The sequence below is a fragment of the Vibrio sp. Vb1574 genome (assembly GCF_033338675.1).
On sequence record NZ_JAWOTC010000009.1, the window covers coordinates 23,517 to 37,977 of the forward strand.

Consider the following 14,461-nt stretch of genomic DNA (forward strand, 5'->3'; position numbering starts at 1 on the left):
AGTCCTGAAAGCAATTTACTAAGACGTTTGTTTTCTAAGTGACTGATAAACAGTAAAAACGATAAGTAATAGCCTTAGTAAAAAGTTTTTAATATTTGTTAATTTTAGGAGATTCCCTATGCCTGTAACTAATATGGCTGAACTAGATGCAATGGTTGCTCGCGTTAAGAAAGCGCAAGAAGAGTTCGCTACTTACTCTCAAGAGCAAGTAGATAAAATCTTTCGTGCAGCATCGCTTGCAGCTAACCAGGCCCGTATCCCGCTAGCTCAACAAGCGGTAGAAGAATCTGGTATGGGTATTGTTGAAGATAAAGTAATCAAGAACCACTTCGCTTCTGAGTTTATCTACAACAAATACAAAGACGAACAAACGTGTGGCATCTTAGAAGAAGATGACAACCTAGGTACTATGACTATCGCTGAGCCTGTAGGCATCATCTGCGGTATCGTACCAACGACTAACCCAACTTCTACAGCGATCTTCAAATCTCTAATCTCTTTGAAGACTCGTAACGGTATCATCTTCTCACCACATCCACGTGCGAAAAACTCAACTAACGATGCAGCTAAACTCGTTCTAGATGCAGCAGTAGCAGCAGGCGCACCAAAAGACATCATCGGTTGGATCGACCAGCCTTCTGTTGAGCTTTCAAACGCTCTAATGAAACACGATGACATCGCTCTTATCCTTGCAACTGGTGGTCCAGGCATGGTTAAAGCCGCTTACTCTTCTGGTAAGCCAGCAATCGGTGTAGGTGCAGGTAACGTTCCGGTTGTTATCGATGAAACAGCAGACATCAAACGTGCTGTTGCTTCTATCCTTATGTCTAAGACTTTCGACAACGGTGTAGTATGTGCTTCTGAGCAGGCTGCAATCGTAGTTGACGAAGTATACGACGAAGTGAAAGAGCGTTTTGCTTCTCACAAAGCTTATGTCCTAAGCAAAGCAGAAGCTGATAAAGTTCGTAAAGTGCTTCTTATCGATGGCGCGCTAAACGCGAAAATCGTAGGTCAGCCAGCAGCAGCAATCGCTGAAATGGCAGGCGTTAAAGTTCCAGCAGACACTAAAGTTCTTGTTGGTGAAGGTCTGGGCAAAGTATCTCACGATGACGCATTCGCTCACGAGAAACTATCTCCAACTCTAGGTCTATTCCGTGCTGACAACTTCGAAGACGCGGTTGCTCAAGCGGTAACTATGGTTGAGATTGGTGGTATCGGCCACACATCTGGTCTTTACACTAACCAAGATACTAACGCTGACCGTATCCGTTACTTCGGTGACAAGATGAAGACAGCTCGTATCCTAATCAACATCCCGACTACTCACGGCGGTATCGGTGACTTGTACAACTTCAACGTTGCGCCATCTCTAACGCTAGGTTGTGGTTCTTGGGGTGGTAACTCTATCTCTGAGAACGTAGGTCCTAAACACCTAATCAACAAGAAAACTGTAGCGAAGCGAGCTGAAAACATGTTGTGGCATAAACTACCTAAGTCAATCTACTTCCGTCGTGGTAGCCTTCCAATCGCACTGGGCGACCTAGAAGGTAAGAAACGTGCATTCCTAGTAACTGACCGTTTCCTATTCAACAACGGTTACGCAGATGACGTAGTAAGCCTACTAAAAGCTCAAGGCATGGAAGTTCAAACATTCTTCGATGTTGAAGCTGACCCAACACTGTCTGTAGTAGAAAAAGGTGCGGCTCAAATGGCTAGCTACCAACCTGACGTTATCCTAGCGCTAGGCGGTGGTTCACCAATGGATGCAGCGAAAATCATGTGGGTAATGTACGAGCACCCAGAAACTCACTTTGAAGAACTAGCAATGCGCTTTATGGACATCCGTAAACGTATCTACAAGTTCCCTAAAATGGGTAAAAAAGCTGAGCTTGTATGTATCACTACAACTTCAGGTACTGGTTCAGAAGTTACTCCATTCGCGGTTGTTACTGACGACAAGACTGGTGCGAAATACCCACTAGCTGACTACGAAATCACGCCAAACATGGCAATCGTTGATGCGAACCTAGTAATGAACATGCCTAAGTCTCTAACAGCATTTGGTGGTTACGATGCCGTAACTCACGCTCTAGAAGCTTACGTTTCTGTTCTTGCTAACGAATACTCAGATGGCCAAGCTCTTCAAGCACTTAAGATGCTAAAAGAGTACCTACCATCAAGCTATGCGAACGGTGCAAATGACCCAATCGCTCGTGAGAAAGTACACAACGCAGCTACTATCGCTGGTGTTGCATTTGCGAACGCATTCCTAGGTGTTTGTCACTCAATGGCTCACAAACTGGGTGCTGAGTTCCACTTGCCACATGGCCTAGCTAACGCACTACTTATCTCTAACGTGGTACGTTACAACGCGAACGACAATCCAACTAAACAAACTGCGTTCTCTCAATACGACCGTCCACAAGCACGTCGTCGTTACGCTGAAGTTGCTGACCACCTTGGCCTAAGCCAAGAAGGTGACCGTACTGCTCAGAAGATTGAACGTCTACTAGCATGGTTGGATGAACTAAAAGTTAACCTAGACATCCCAATGTCTATCCAAGCGGCAGGTGTTGCTGAATCAGATTTCGTAGCGAAACTGGATGAGCTAGCGGTAGAAGCGTTCGATGACCAATGTACTGGTGCGAACCCACGTTACCCTCTAATCAGCGAACTTAAAGATGTGTTGATGGCTTCTTACTACGGTAAAGCATTTGTTGAAGGCGAAACTTTCGAAGGTACAACTGTTATCAAGAAGAAAGCAGACCAAGAAGCAGCAAAAGCAGCACCTAAAGCAAAGAAAGAAAAAGCTGACGCGTAATTAAAAAATCGAGTGAGCAAGGTTTTCGCTAGCACGAAACCTTAATCGGGAAAAGGTTAAAGCCCCAGTCAAATGACTGGGGCTTTTTTTATTTTGGTGCAGGAGTTACATCTGGCTTGGGAAAACAGAGTTGCTGTGTATGCTTACACTTCGGTCGCAACTACTCGGCCACTGAAGTATTCATTCGCGACGATGTATGCTGTGTTGCGGACTAGTTCGTCTTGGATCTCAGCCCAGTGCCTCTCGTTGAGCTCTTCTTTTGTATGATTTACCGAGGGAATAACGCCGCCCACTCGAATGTTGAATGGTGTGAGTTCTTTTGCCCAGCTGTGAGTAAAACCTGACACCAACGCCGCCATGCTTTCAACTCCCGTAAAGTCTTCATGGTTGTCATGAGAAATGACGTTAACAATGACGCCTTTCTTGTTTCTGGCTCGAAAGCGCTCTGCTCCTACTTGGCCGTAGGTATAAAGGAAGCGTGCCGCAGACGACAAGTGATCAATGTAAGTACTCATTGGTTCTGGCGCCATTAAGCCAGGCATAGGGGAGCAGGTCCAGCAATTAACAATCACATCTGGTGTCGCACGTAGCTGTGATTCTATCTGGTCAAACAATAAGTTAATGGACGTTGTGTTATCACTACACACATTCATCGCATACACTTTGTCAGTGAAAGCGCTGATTTGCTCATAGCTCGCTCTCAAAGCGCTAGAATTTTGGTCACAAAGAATCAACGTTGCTCCAAGGTGAGCAAAGTGATTTGCACAGGTTCTTCCTATAACCGAACCTGCAGACGTGACGAGAATAATTGATTCTTTGATATCCATAGCACCTTCACTGTATCCATATGTGAAAAACAATACACCAGTGGTTTGTGCTAATAGCATGGTTGAAATTCGTTGGGTTCAGTGTGAAAGGCTTCAAACTAACGCTTTCGAGTGAGGACTATTGTGCGGTAATTTGTAAGATGTCACATTTCTGACGTGTAGGTATTGCAAGCTATTGGATAAAAAGCGGATCTCTATGCTTTAGCTTGAATTTGATGCTGACGTTGAGCCGTCACTAGCTGATTATATAGCCCAGCATCTGGGATCAGTTGTTTGTTGCGTTCGCCCAATCTGCGTCGCTCATGACCAGATAGGTTGTGATAAACCTCCTCTGGTAGGTTGAATGTGTCTTCAGGCAGGTAAGTCAGCGCATCTGGTTTTAGGTAATGGCTCAGCTTTGCGGAAGGCAATCCTGCATCGTGAAACTGTTTCGCTTGTTCAGCTGCGAGTTCATAGCTGCTGCTATCAGAACGAAGAGCTTGAGGTTGCGATAAACCCAATTGTTGGCGAAGAATACTGTCACTGGTGATGACTTCCTGGACCTCTTCAACCGGGACTACATCGCGAACATCATTAGAGAACATAGACAGAATCAGCGAGAAATCCGCACGACGACCGTCGTGTACGGCATGGTTAATACCATTACCGAACTGAAGTTCGTTGATAATTGCAGCTTTGTCTAAAGTATGAATTTGCATGATGTTCCTCGCTCGATGCTCTTTTAACGGCGTGGATAAGAAGAACTTTAGTAAAAGAGGGAATTATTTAAAGGTGCTAGGGAAGGCGAAACAAAAAAGCCCGCTAAATAGCGAGCTTTTGAATAAGACTAAATTGAACTTAGGGGGAAGTATATTACTTCGCTAGGTTCTCAGCTACGAAGTCCCAGTTTACTAGAGCCCAGAAGCCGTTCATGTAATCAGGACGTACGTTACGGTAATCGATGTAGTACGCGTGTTCCCATAGGTCAACAGTTAGAAGTGGTGTTGTACCTTCTTCTGTTAGAGGAGTAGCAGCGTTAGAAGTGTTAACGATCTCTAGAGAGCCATCAGCTTTCTTAACAAGCCAAGTCCATGAAGAACCGAAGTTGTTGATTGCTGAATCAGTAAACTTCGCTTTGAATTCTTCAAAAGAACCGAATGCTGCGTTGATTGCGTCTGCAACTGCGCCAGTTGGCTCGCCGCCAGCATTTGGAGCAAGACAGTGCCAGTAGAACGTGTGGTTCCAGATTTGCGCTGCGTTGTTGAATACGCCACCAGTAGAAGTCTTGATGATCTCTTCTAGAGTTTTGCCTTCGAACTCAGTACCAGGGATAAGACCGTTAAGCTTAACAACGTAAGTGTTGTGGTGCTTACCGTGGTGGTAGTCTAGAGTCTCTGCTGAGATGTGTGGTTCTAGTGCGTCTTTCGCGTAAGGAAGAGCTGGTAGTTCAAATGCCATTACTCGATTCTCCATTGATTTGAAAGGATGACCTTTCGATTGCTTCCAGTGTTTTTTTATAGCTATGTCGCCTTTAAGGCTGACTTGCTAAGTATTTTAGCAAGTTTTTACTTTATTAAAACCCCGATATGAAAATATTTTAAGAGGTTAGCAGTGGTGAAGTGCTGCATTGCTCGCCAATGAGCAATCTAAAATTAAGCCTTATTAATTATATGGTTTTTATTCTGTCGTTATTGAGTAGAATGTGGCAAATAAATAAAGTTCAAACCCATGAATGAGGAAGCGATGGAAACTATCGACAAAATCAAACAGCAGATCTCTGAAAACTCAATCCTGCTGTACATGAAAGGATCACCGAAACTACCTAGCTGTGGTTTCTCTTCTCAAGCGTCACAGGCACTAATGGCATGTGGTGAGAAGTTCGCTTACGTAGACATTCTGCAAAACCCAGATATCCGTGCTGAGTTACCAAAGTACGCGCAATGGCCAACTTTCCCTCAACTATGGGTTGAAGGTGAGCTTATCGGCGGTTGTGACATTATTCTAGAAATGTTCCAAAAAGGTGAACTGCAGCCTCTAATCAAAGAAGCAGCAGCGCGCGCTGAAGATCAAGCTGAGTAATTCGTAAATACTCACATTTAGCGATAGAATACGAAGGAGCCGTACTGGCTCCTTTTTCTTTTTAGGTTAGTGGAATGAACATAAAGCTTTACTACGTGCATGACCCAATGTGCAGTTGGTGTTGGGGTTACAAACCAACGCTGGATAAACTAAAACAGCAACTGCCAGGAGTGATTCAGTTTGAGTATGTGGTTGGTGGTCTTGCGCCAGATACTAATTTACCGATGCCGCCCGAGATGCAACAAAAACTCGAAGGTATTTGGAAGCAGATTGAGCGCCAGTTAGGCACTAAGTTTAACTACGATTTCTGGAAGCTTTGTACGCCAGTTAGAAGCACTTACCAATCTTGTCGTGCGGTTATTGCAGCGGGCTTTCAAGACTCTTATGAGCAGATGCTAGAAGCGATTCAGCATGCGTATTACTTACGTGCGATGCCTCCTCATGAAGAAGCCACTCACTTGCAACTAGCGAGAGAAATTGGCTTGAATGTTCAGCAATTCAAGAATGACATGGATGGCTCTTTCTTAGAGGGTGTGTTCGAAGATCAATTGAGCCTTGCAAAGAGCCTAGGTGTGAACTCTTACCCTAGCTTGGTTCTTAAAATTAACGACGCTTATTTTCCGATTGCCATCGATTACCTGTCGACAGAACCAACCTTGAAGCTGATTCGTGAGCGTATTATTGACAATATGCCAGCGCAATAACCACAGTTATGAATAACAAAAAGCCGCTCATTGAGCGGCTTTTTCGTAACTAATGTATATCCATCCAAACAATAGTATTAAAGCACCATTGCTGCAATCCAACCAAAGATGATTAGAGGGATATTATAATGGATAAAGGTTGGAACGACTGTTTCCCAAATGTGCTCATGTTGACCGTCGGCATTTAGACCAGATGTAGGGCCTAATGTAGAGTCAGAAGCTGGAGAGCCTGCATCACCTAACGCCGCTGCAGTACCTACCAGTGCAATCGTTGCCATCGGCGAGAAACCGAATGCTAGCGCAAGAGGCACATAGATAGTTGCAAGGATTGGAATCGTAGAGAACGATGAACCAATGCCCATTGTTACTAATAGGCCAACGATCAGCATCAGTAGTGCAGCTAGAGGCTTATTGTCACCGATGCTGGTTGATAGCGATTGTACTAGTGTTTCAACACCGCCAGTTTGCTTCATTACTGCTGCAAAACCTGCCGCTGCGATCATGATGAAGCCAATCATTGCCATCATGTGTACACCTTTAGTGAACACGTCGTGCGTCTCTTTCCATGCAATAACGCCGCCGAAAGTAAACACCATAAAGCCAGCTAGAGCACCGATAATCATTGAACCCGTGTAAAGCTGAACACCCAAAGCAGCGACAATACCAAGTGCCGCAACTAAGATGTGCTTTTTATTAATGACGTGATCGGTTTCGTCAACGACAGTCAACTCAGTTTCTTTGTAGACACGCGGTTTACGATAGCTCACAAAGATAGCCAGTAATAGACCAAACAGCATCCCTGCACCTGGCAGTAACATGGCGGTTGGGACTTGGCTTGCAACCACGTTTTCCAAACCGTTGTCATGTAGGTTCTTTAATAGAATGTTGTTTAAGAAAATACCGCCGAAACCAACAGGTAAGATCATGTAAGGTGTGATCAAACCGAAGGTAAGAACACACGCGACCAAACGTCGGTCGAGCTTAAGTTTCGCGAATACGCCCAAAAGAGGTGGAATCAAAATTGGAATAAAGGCGATATGGACCGGAATTACGTTCTGAGATGACATCGTGACAAGCACTAACGCCACCAACACGGCGTACTTTAAGCCAGTAGTGGAAGCGGAGTTTTCTTTACCATTTAAGCGCTTGATAACACTTTTGGCCAGTAGATCCGTGATGCCTGATTTCGAGATGGCAACAGCGAAAGTACCTAACATGGCGTAGCTTAGCGCGATAGTTGCACCGCCACCTAGACCACTTTCAAATGCGGCAACCGTATCCCCAAGGCTCATGCCTGCGACTAGGCCGCCTACGATGGCACTAAACGTGAGGGCAACCACCACGTTTACGCGCATCAATGCTAACACGAGCATGACGCACACTGATATAACGACAGGATTCATACTTTTCCTAATATGTTGTGTTTACTTATTATTCTTCGTCGACAAGCGGCCAACCGCCGAGGGCCTTCCATTTGTTGACAATACCGCAGAATAATTCTGCTGTTTTTTGTGTATCGTAAAGCGCAGAGTGTGCTTCACGGTTATCAAATTCCATCCCGGCTGTTTTGCATGCTTTAGCGAGAACTGTTTGGCCATAAGCAAGGCCACTTAATGTAGCCGTATCAAAAGTAGCAAAGGGATGAAAAGGGACTCTTTTTAGTTTACAGCGTTCATTTGCTGCATTTACAAAACCCAAGTCGAATGCTGCGTTATGAGCAACCATAATTGCACGTGAGCAATCTGCGGCTTTTTGTTCTTTGCGAATAAGCTTATAAATTTCCTTTAGCGCCTCTTGCTCAGAAACAGCACCACGAAGAGGGCTGAAAGGGTCACGAATACCATTGAATTCAAGCGCTTCTTTTTCTAAGTTAGCGCCTTCAAATGGCTCCACATGAAAATGAATGGTGGAGGCCGGATGCAACACGCCATGTTCGTCCATTTTCAACGTAACGGCACAGATTTCTAAAAGTGCATCAGTTTGAGCATTGAAACCAGCGGTCTCAACGTCTACTACCACAGGGAAATAACCACGAAAGCGTTTTTTCAAGGTTAGAGCTTCATTTTCTAGTGTCATGTTGGCTTATTTTTGTGTGACGAAGGCTGCATTATTGCAGATTATACCGATGAGAAAAACCGCAATTTAAGAGAAAACCGGAATTCTATTTTGCATCCAATCAATAAGTTTGTATTGCATATTATGTAGACGTTTATTCGCCATACTTTGCATCATGTAAACCGATAAAACATGAGGAAGTAAAACGCTAAGTGGCGGTTAAGGTGATTGGAACACGGTGGCTCACATTAATGGCAGTGTGACAGATAACCCTATATTGGCGAGATTTTTGCATGCCGGTTGAAGTGGTTTTATTGATGCAAATTGACGGCAACAGACTGCCGTTTAAGAGACAGTATTAGATGAAGAAATGGCTGATTACCAGTGGTGTTGTATTTTCGTTGTTTAGCACAAGCAGCTTCGCTTTGATGGGCAAACGTTATGCTGCAACTCCACAGCAATCTCAATGGGAAATGGTGGTCAATACACCATTAGAATGTCAGCTTGTACACCCCATTCCAAGCTTTGGAGATGCGGTATTTTCATCTCGTGCAAATAAAAAAATCAATTTAGACTTTGAGTTAAAAATGCGTCGCCCGATGGGAGAAACACGTAACGTCAGTCTCATTTCTATGCCGCCACCTTGGCGACCAGGTGAACACGCCGATCGAATTACAAACTTAAAGTTTTTTAAACAGTTTGATGGTTATGTCGGAGGGCAAACAGCATGGGGCATTTTGTCTGAGCTGGAAAAAGGCCGTTATCCGACTTTTAGTTACCAAGATTGGCAGAGCCGAGATCAGAGAATTGAAGTCGCATTGTCATCAGTACTATTTCAAAACAAGTACAACGCGTTTAGCGACTGTATTTCCAACTTATTGAAATATAGTTTTGAGGACATTGCTTTTACGATTTTGCACTATGAAAGACAAGGTGATCAGTTAACCAAGGCTTCTAAAAAGCGTTTATCACAAATTGCAGATTATATCCGACATAATCAAGATATCGATCTTGTGCTGGTGGCGACGTACACAGATTCAACCGATGGTAAAAGTGCGAGTCAAAGTTTATCAGAGCGACGTGCAGAGTCACTTCGTGACTATTTTCAGTCTCTAGGGCTACCGGAAGATCGAATTCAAGTGCAAGGGTACGGCAAGCGTCGTCCTATTGCAGATAACGGTTCGCCAATAGGAAAAGACAAAAACCGCCGAGTCGTGATATCTCTAGGGCGAACCCAAGTGTGATGCATATAAAAACGCCGAAGCTGAAAGCTTCGGCATTTTTGATTTACTGACGTTGTTAATAATATTTTAGTGGTATTTTGCCAAGCACGTTTCGGTGATTCCTGCTGTATAATTTGAATGTTAGTTTAAGCGGAATTTGGCAATGACTTCGCAATTGGTGGCGGTATCGATTTTTTCAACCTGTTTGGCAATAGCCGGATTAGGGTGACGCTTCATAAAGTCTATCAACGCCTTAGTACAGCATCCTATCGAGTCGATAAAGCTTGCACACTCTTTATTTGGGCATTGTGGGATAAGTGTTAAGACCTTCTCAGAGGCCAGTTGAAGGTATTTGAGTTCATAGTCAGTATCTCCAGCCCAACGCCAGAACTGAGCTAAGTTATGACAAGAAATCACAGAAATTAATAATCGCTCGTCCGCCTCAATTTCCACACATTCGCTGATATCTTCACTCAGGCTTAGGGCTTGCTGGTAATGAAGAATGCTGCGAACAGGGTCATCTAGTTGAAGTGCCGTATCGGCTAGAAGTGTGTGTTTTTCCCATTCACTGATCATTATCGTAATCCCGCATATCGAAGTTGCGGATAAATCTAAACGATAACTATTATCAAGTAAAGGGTTTTGTTTATAAAAGGACAGGCAGATCGCAGACCTGCCTGTAATCGGAGTTCAACTTGCAGTACAAGTGATTATTAGAAGTGCCGCTTAGCCTTCAAGACCTGATGAAGCTTGCTTGTTTTGAATAAGCTCAATCATATAACCATCTGGGTCTTTTACGAATGCAATGTGCGTGCTTCCGCCTTTTACTGGACCTGGCTCACGCGTCACATTACCGCCCGCCGCTTTGATAGCGTCGCAAGTTGTGTAGATATCATCAACACCAATGGCGATATGACCAAAAGCAGTACCTAGGTCATACTCAGTTTTACCCCAGTTGTAAGTCAGTTCGATCACTGCACCTTGGGATTCGTCACCATAACCAAGAAACGCTAGCGTGTATTCGTACTCTTTATTTTCGTTAGTACGAAGCAGCTGCATGCCCATAACTTCAGTGTAAAACTTGATGGATTTGTCTAGATCACCTACGCGAAGCATAGTGTGGAGAATTCGACCGTTTGACATTTTTTGCTCCTAGCTTTGATTTACAAATAGCATTAGCTATCTGGGTATACTTTCTCTTTATATTCGCACAAATCTTCGATAATACAGCTACCGCAGCGAGGCTTTCTTGCTACGCACGTATAACGACCATGAAGAATGAGCCAGTGGTGCACATCGAGTTTGAACTCTTTTGGCACAACTTTTAATAGCTTCTGCTCGACATCATCAACCGTTTTTCCCATCGCAAATTTAGTGCGATTCGACACGCGATAAATGTGCGTATCGACGGCAATAGTTGGCCAACCAAAAGCGGTGTTGAGCACGACGTTTGCGGTCTTGCGACCTACGCCTGGTAGCGCTTCTAACGCGGCACGATCTTCAGGAACTTCACCATTGTGTTTTTCCAACAAGATCTTACAAGTCTTGATTGTGTTTTCTGCCTTTGAGTTAAACAAACCGATGGTCTTTATGTATTCTTTTAAGCCATCGACTCCCAAATCAAGAATGCTTTGAGGTGTATTCGCTACAGGGAAAAGCTTGTCGGTGGCTTTATTGACGCTTACATCGGTTGCTTGAGCTGATAGTAATACAGCGATTAGCAGCTCAAAAGGGGAGCTCCAGTTAAGCTCAGTTTGAGGATTCGGATTGTTTTCTCGTAATCGCTCAAGAATTTCGATTCTTTTTATTTTGTTCATTGCTGACTTCCAATACCGTCTCTGCGGTTTATGAAAAAGGCTCCTATGACAGAGCCTTATCTTGTTATGCGTTAGTGACGCGAGCACGTTCTATGGTTGGTTTTTCTTCTTTTGGTTGACGTGCCTGAATTGAATTATCTATGACATTTTTGAGCGCTATCAACAGCCCAACACCGATAAATGCACCAGGTGGGAGAAGCGCTAACAGGAAGCTATTGTCAAATTGGAAAACTTGAATCCGTAGAGCTGAAGCCCAGTCTCCTAGGAGAAGGTCTGCTCCGTCGAATAGTGTGCCATTACCAATCAATTCGCGCATGGCACCTAAAACAACCAAGACGCTCGTCATACCAAGGCCCATCCACAAACCATCTAGCGCAGCGGGTGCAACATCATTTTTTGACGCGTAAGCTTCTGCTCGGCCAATAATAATGCAGTTCGTTACAATCAGAGGAATAAAGATACCTAGAGACAGGTACAAACCGTACGCATAGGCATTCATTAACAACTGAACGCAGGTAACGAGTGAGGCAATGATCATAACGAATACAGGTATACGGATCTCTTTTGGCACATAGTTACGAATAAGAGAAACTGTTACGTTGGATCCAACTAGCACGAGTAAGGTTGCAATACCAAGACCTAATGCATTGGTTATCGTGGAAGAAACCGCTAGCAGTGGACATAAGCCCAGCAGTTGTACGAGAGCGGGGTTGTTACTCCACATACCGTTTTTCATCAGTAATTTATTCTCATTCATTACTGCTCTCCTTCACAGCCTAACGGCTGGTTAAGAATGTCTTCACGAGATTGGTTTACGTAGTTAACGGTATTTCGCACCACTTTTACGACGGCTCTTGGCGTGATCGTTGCACCAGTAAATTGATCGAAATCGCCGCCATCTTTACGAACTTTCCACGAATTCCAATTGTTTTCCGTGACTTGTTTTCCTGTAAAGCTCAGGATCCAGTCGGTGACACGAAGATCGATTTTATCGCCCAGACCAGGGGTTTCTTGGTGGTTTAGGACGCGTGTCCCCAAAATATTGCCCTGATTATCAATCCCAGTAATCACTTTTATCTCACCATTGTAGCCATCTGGCGCGATAGATTCTATTGCGATTGCTGTTGGTTCACCATTCTTCGTGGCGAGGTAGGCTGGCATCGCACGTAATGTCCCCAGATCTGGAGACGTGACCATTGTACAAGCTTGCGTGAGTGCGTTGTCATGCATGTTTTCTGGAATGACTTGATTCAAAACAGAAAGTAATTGTTTTTGCTCTTGTACCTTGATTTGGTCTTTTGTTAGGTACTGAGTAAGGGCGACTAATCCGGTTGTTGCACATGCAAATATCGCGAGTGTCAGACCATTTTTTCTAATAGCGGTTAACATGTTTACCTCAGTGACCGTAAGTTCTAGGTTTGGTGTAGTAATCGATCAGTGGCACACACATATTTGCAAGCAACACTGCAAATGCAACACCATCTGGGAAACCGCCCCAACTGCGAATGATAAAAACCAAAGCACCAATAAGCGCACCGAAGATTAAACGTCCTTTGACGGTGGTAGACGCCGAAACGGGATCGGTTGCAATAAAGAATGCGCCAAGCATGGTTGCACCAGATAACAAGTGTAAAATTGGCGACGCAGTTTCCCCTGGCGTCAGCAACGTGAACACTAGGCTAAACAGAGTCAGACTCGCAAGGAAACCTGCTGGAATATACCATTGGATGATACGCTTTTTGATCATGACTATGCCGCCAAGAAGGTAAGCAAGGTTTACCCATTGCCAACCAATACCACCTAAGCCATCAAATATCGGCTGCGACATTACTTCGCTTGGAGTGGCACCTGTAAGAATGCCAGTCTTAAATGCATCAAGTGGTGTCGCCATTGTCACACCGTCAACACCTGAGCGAACTTGCTGAAGTGATAAGCCGTCGTAATCATAGCCCGTAAAAATTAAAGAGAGTGTATCTGCAAAATTTACGTGATCAGGTATGAGTGACGTCGGGGCACTCCAACTCGTCATTTGCACTGGGAATGAGATTAACAAGACCACATAAGCGACCATGGCAGGATTGAATAAGTTTTGACCAAGGCCACCATATAGGTGTTTAGCAATTACGATCGCGAAAATAAGTCCGATCACCATAATCCACCACGGAGACCATGGTGGAATAGCAACGGCTAATAACCAAGCGGTAACGATCGCACTGTTATCACGTAGTGCTCGCATCGGCGAACGTTTACGGAAGACCATAACTAAGGCTTCAAGTGATACAGCGACTGCGATGGCAAAAATCAGCTGAATAAGCGTTCCCCAGCCAAAGAAGTAGGTTTGAGCTACTAAACCTGGAAGTGCGCAAAGTGCCACCCATTTCATTAAGTCTGGCGTACTACGACGACTGTGGGTATGCGGTGAACTGGCAATAAAAAACGACACTACTCGTTCTCCTCAGTATTATTTTTATTAGCTTCTTGTTGCGCTTTGCGGGCCTTCGCGCGCGCAATTGCTGCGGCAACCGCGGCTTTTTTCGGATCCACTTCTGGTTCTTCAGAAGTTGCTTCTTCAACAGGCTCAGTTTGCGTTTCTTGCTTAGTTTTACGCGCTTTGGCACGTGCAATGGCAGCAGCCACGGCGGCTTTTTTCGGATCTTCGGTTTGCTCGGCAGGTGCTTCAGCTTCTTCCGCTTCAGTTGAGTCTGCTTGTTTCGCTTTACGAGCCTTCGCGCGCGCAATTGCTGCGGCAACCGCGGCTTTTTTCGGATCCACTTCTGGTTCTTCAGAAGTTGCGTCTTCAACAGGCTCAGTTTGCGTTTCTTGCTTCGCTTTACGTGCTTTGGCACGTGCAATGGCAGCTGCCACGGCGGCTTTTTTCAGATCGTCGGTTTGCTCGGCAGGTGCGTCAGCTTCTTCCGCTTCGGTTGAGTCTGCTTGCTTCGCTTTGCGCGCTTTG

15 protein-coding genes and 1 pseudogene are annotated in these 14,461 nt (G+C 44.7%); 4 read left to right on the forward strand and 12 right to left on the reverse strand.

The genetic code is table 11. The features are described 5' to 3' along the window. Window positions 1–118 precede the first annotated feature (118 nt). Complete coding sequence (gene adhE / locus R7O12_RS08765; protein ID WP_005380731.1) at window positions 119–2,821, forward strand: bifunctional acetaldehyde-CoA/alcohol dehydrogenase; 2,703 nt, start codon at window positions 119–121, stop codon at window positions 2,819–2,821. Window positions 2,822–2,964: 143 nt separating this feature from the next. Here adhE and R7O12_RS08770 read toward each other — a convergent pair whose 3' ends face one another. From R7O12_RS08770 to sodB, 3 genes are all read right to left on the reverse strand, one after another. Then, a complete protein-coding gene (locus R7O12_RS08770) occupies window positions 2,965–3,708 on the reverse strand; it encodes an SDR family oxidoreductase (protein WP_318071724.1) in 744 nt (247 codons plus the stop codon). Between the two features lie 134 nt (window positions 3,709–3,842). After that, on the reverse strand, window positions 3,843–4,346 hold the full coding sequence (locus R7O12_RS08775; RefSeq protein ID WP_005380733.1) for a VC2046/SO_2500 family protein: 504 nt from the start codon (window positions 4,344–4,346) through the stop codon (window positions 3,843–3,845). 154 nt (window positions 4,347–4,500) lie between these two features. After that, window positions 4,501–5,085 carry a superoxide dismutase [Fe] gene (gene sodB / locus R7O12_RS08780; RefSeq protein WP_005396533.1) on the reverse strand — a complete coding sequence of 195 codons (585 nt, stop codon included), beginning with the start codon at window positions 5,083–5,085 and terminating at the stop codon, window positions 4,501–4,503. A gap of 285 nt (window positions 5,086–5,370) precedes the next feature. On the opposite strand from sodB, the gene R7O12_RS08785 reads away from it, so the two are divergent. Continuing rightward, complete coding sequence (locus R7O12_RS08785) at window positions 5,371–5,706, forward strand: Grx4 family monothiol glutaredoxin (RefSeq protein ID WP_017635833.1); 336 nt, start codon at window positions 5,371–5,373, stop codon at window positions 5,704–5,706. A 74-nt stretch (window positions 5,707–5,780) separates the two neighbouring features. Next, window positions 5,781–6,410, forward strand: coding sequence for a DsbA family protein (locus R7O12_RS08790; protein WP_005384890.1), 630 nt, complete (start codon window positions 5,781–5,783; stop codon window positions 6,408–6,410). A gap of 77 nt (window positions 6,411–6,487) precedes the next feature. Here R7O12_RS08790 and R7O12_RS08795 read toward each other — a convergent pair whose 3' ends face one another. Together R7O12_RS08795 and rnt are read right to left on the reverse strand one after the other, a co-directional pair. After that, window positions 6,488–7,813, reverse strand: coding sequence for a Na+/H+ antiporter family protein (locus R7O12_RS08795; protein ID WP_017821192.1), 1,326 nt, complete (start codon window positions 7,811–7,813; stop codon window positions 6,488–6,490). A 28-nt stretch (window positions 7,814–7,841) separates the two neighbouring features. Next, window positions 7,842–8,486: a ribonuclease T gene (rnt, locus tag R7O12_RS08800; protein WP_005384888.1), complete on the reverse strand. Its 645-nt coding sequence runs from the start codon at window positions 8,484–8,486 to the stop codon at window positions 7,842–7,844. A gap of 341 nt (window positions 8,487–8,827) precedes the next feature. On the opposite strand from rnt, the gene motY reads away from it, so the two are divergent. Next, window positions 8,828–9,709 carry a flagellar protein MotY gene (motY, locus tag R7O12_RS08805; RefSeq protein WP_005384887.1) on the forward strand — a complete coding sequence of 294 codons (882 nt, stop codon included), beginning with the start codon at window positions 8,828–8,830 and terminating at the stop codon, window positions 9,707–9,709. Between the two features lie 120 nt (window positions 9,710–9,829). Here the strand turns inward: motY and R7O12_RS08810 are convergent, their stop codons facing one another. From R7O12_RS08810 to R7O12_RS08840, 7 genes and pseudogenes are all read right to left on the reverse strand, one after another. Beyond that, window positions 9,830–10,264: a DUF2753 domain-containing protein gene (locus R7O12_RS08810; protein WP_005384886.1), complete on the reverse strand. Its 435-nt coding sequence runs from the start codon at window positions 10,262–10,264 to the stop codon at window positions 9,830–9,832. Between the two features lie 150 nt (window positions 10,265–10,414). Continuing rightward, window positions 10,415–10,831, reverse strand: a complete 417-nt coding sequence (gene gloA, locus R7O12_RS08815) for a lactoylglutathione lyase (RefSeq protein ID WP_017635317.1) — start codon at window positions 10,829–10,831, stop codon at window positions 10,415–10,417. Between the two features lie 32 nt (window positions 10,832–10,863). Beyond that, window positions 10,864–11,505, reverse strand: a complete 642-nt coding sequence (gene nth, locus R7O12_RS08820; protein WP_005380743.1) for an endonuclease III — start codon at window positions 11,503–11,505, stop codon at window positions 10,864–10,866. A 64-nt stretch (window positions 11,506–11,569) separates the two neighbouring features. Beyond that, window positions 11,570–12,262 carry an electron transport complex subunit E gene (locus R7O12_RS08825; RefSeq protein ID WP_005380745.1) on the reverse strand — a complete coding sequence of 231 codons (693 nt, stop codon included), beginning with the start codon at window positions 12,260–12,262 and terminating at the stop codon, window positions 11,570–11,572. After that, window positions 12,262–12,894: an electron transport complex subunit RsxG gene (gene rsxG, locus R7O12_RS08830; RefSeq protein WP_047103464.1), complete on the reverse strand. Its 633-nt coding sequence runs from the start codon at window positions 12,892–12,894 to the stop codon at window positions 12,262–12,264. The genes R7O12_RS08825 and rsxG overlap by 1 nt, the downstream gene beginning before the upstream one ends. Before the next feature lie 7 nt (window positions 12,895–12,901). Continuing rightward, complete coding sequence (gene rsxD / locus R7O12_RS08835; protein WP_047103462.1) at window positions 12,902–13,948, reverse strand: electron transport complex subunit RsxD; 1,047 nt, start codon at window positions 13,946–13,948, stop codon at window positions 12,902–12,904. After that, a pseudogene (locus R7O12_RS08840) lies at window positions 13,948–14,461 on the reverse strand (electron transport complex subunit RsxC); the annotation flags it as partial. The gene rsxD and the pseudogene R7O12_RS08840, both read right to left, overlap by 1 nt.

Excerpts from the sequence above, each read along its gene's own strand:
- adhE (WP_005380731.1), top strand. The coding sequence starts at position 119 with ATGCCTGTAACTAATATGGCTGAACTAGATGCAATGGTTGCTCGCGTT.
- R7O12_RS08770 (WP_318071724.1), bottom strand. The coding sequence starts at position 3,708 with ATGCTATTAGCACAAACCACTGGTGTATTGTTTTTCACATATGGATAC.
- R7O12_RS08775 (WP_005380733.1), bottom strand. The coding sequence starts at position 4,346 with ATGCAAATTCATACTTTAGACAAAGCTGCAATTATCAACGAACTTCAG.
- sodB (WP_005396533.1), bottom strand. The coding sequence starts at position 5,085 with ATGGCATTTGAACTACCAGCTCTTCCTTACGCGAAAGACGCACTAGAA.
- R7O12_RS08785 (WP_017635833.1), top strand. The coding sequence starts at position 5,371 with ATGGAAACTATCGACAAAATCAAACAGCAGATCTCTGAAAACTCAATC.
- R7O12_RS08790 (WP_005384890.1), top strand. The coding sequence starts at position 5,781 with ATGAACATAAAGCTTTACTACGTGCATGACCCAATGTGCAGTTGGTGT.
- R7O12_RS08795 (WP_017821192.1), bottom strand. The coding sequence starts at position 7,813 with ATGAATCCTGTCGTTATATCAGTGTGCGTCATGCTCGTGTTAGCATTG.
- rnt (WP_005384888.1), bottom strand. The coding sequence starts at position 8,486 with ATGACACTAGAAAATGAAGCTCTAACCTTGAAAAAACGCTTTCGTGGT.
- motY (WP_005384887.1), top strand. The coding sequence starts at position 8,828 with ATGAAGAAATGGCTGATTACCAGTGGTGTTGTATTTTCGTTGTTTAGC.
- R7O12_RS08810 (WP_005384886.1), bottom strand. The coding sequence starts at position 10,264 with ATGATCAGTGAATGGGAAAAACACACACTTCTAGCCGATACGGCACTT.
- gloA (WP_017635317.1), bottom strand. The coding sequence starts at position 10,831 with ATGTCAAACGGTCGAATTCTCCACACTATGCTTCGCGTAGGTGATCTA.
- nth (WP_005380743.1), bottom strand. The coding sequence starts at position 11,505 with ATGAACAAAATAAAAAGAATCGAAATTCTTGAGCGATTACGAGAAAAC.
- R7O12_RS08825 (WP_005380745.1), bottom strand. The coding sequence starts at position 12,262 with ATGAATGAGAATAAATTACTGATGAAAAACGGTATGTGGAGTAACAAC.
- rsxG (WP_047103464.1), bottom strand. The coding sequence starts at position 12,894 with ATGTTAACCGCTATTAGAAAAAATGGTCTGACACTCGCGATATTTGCA.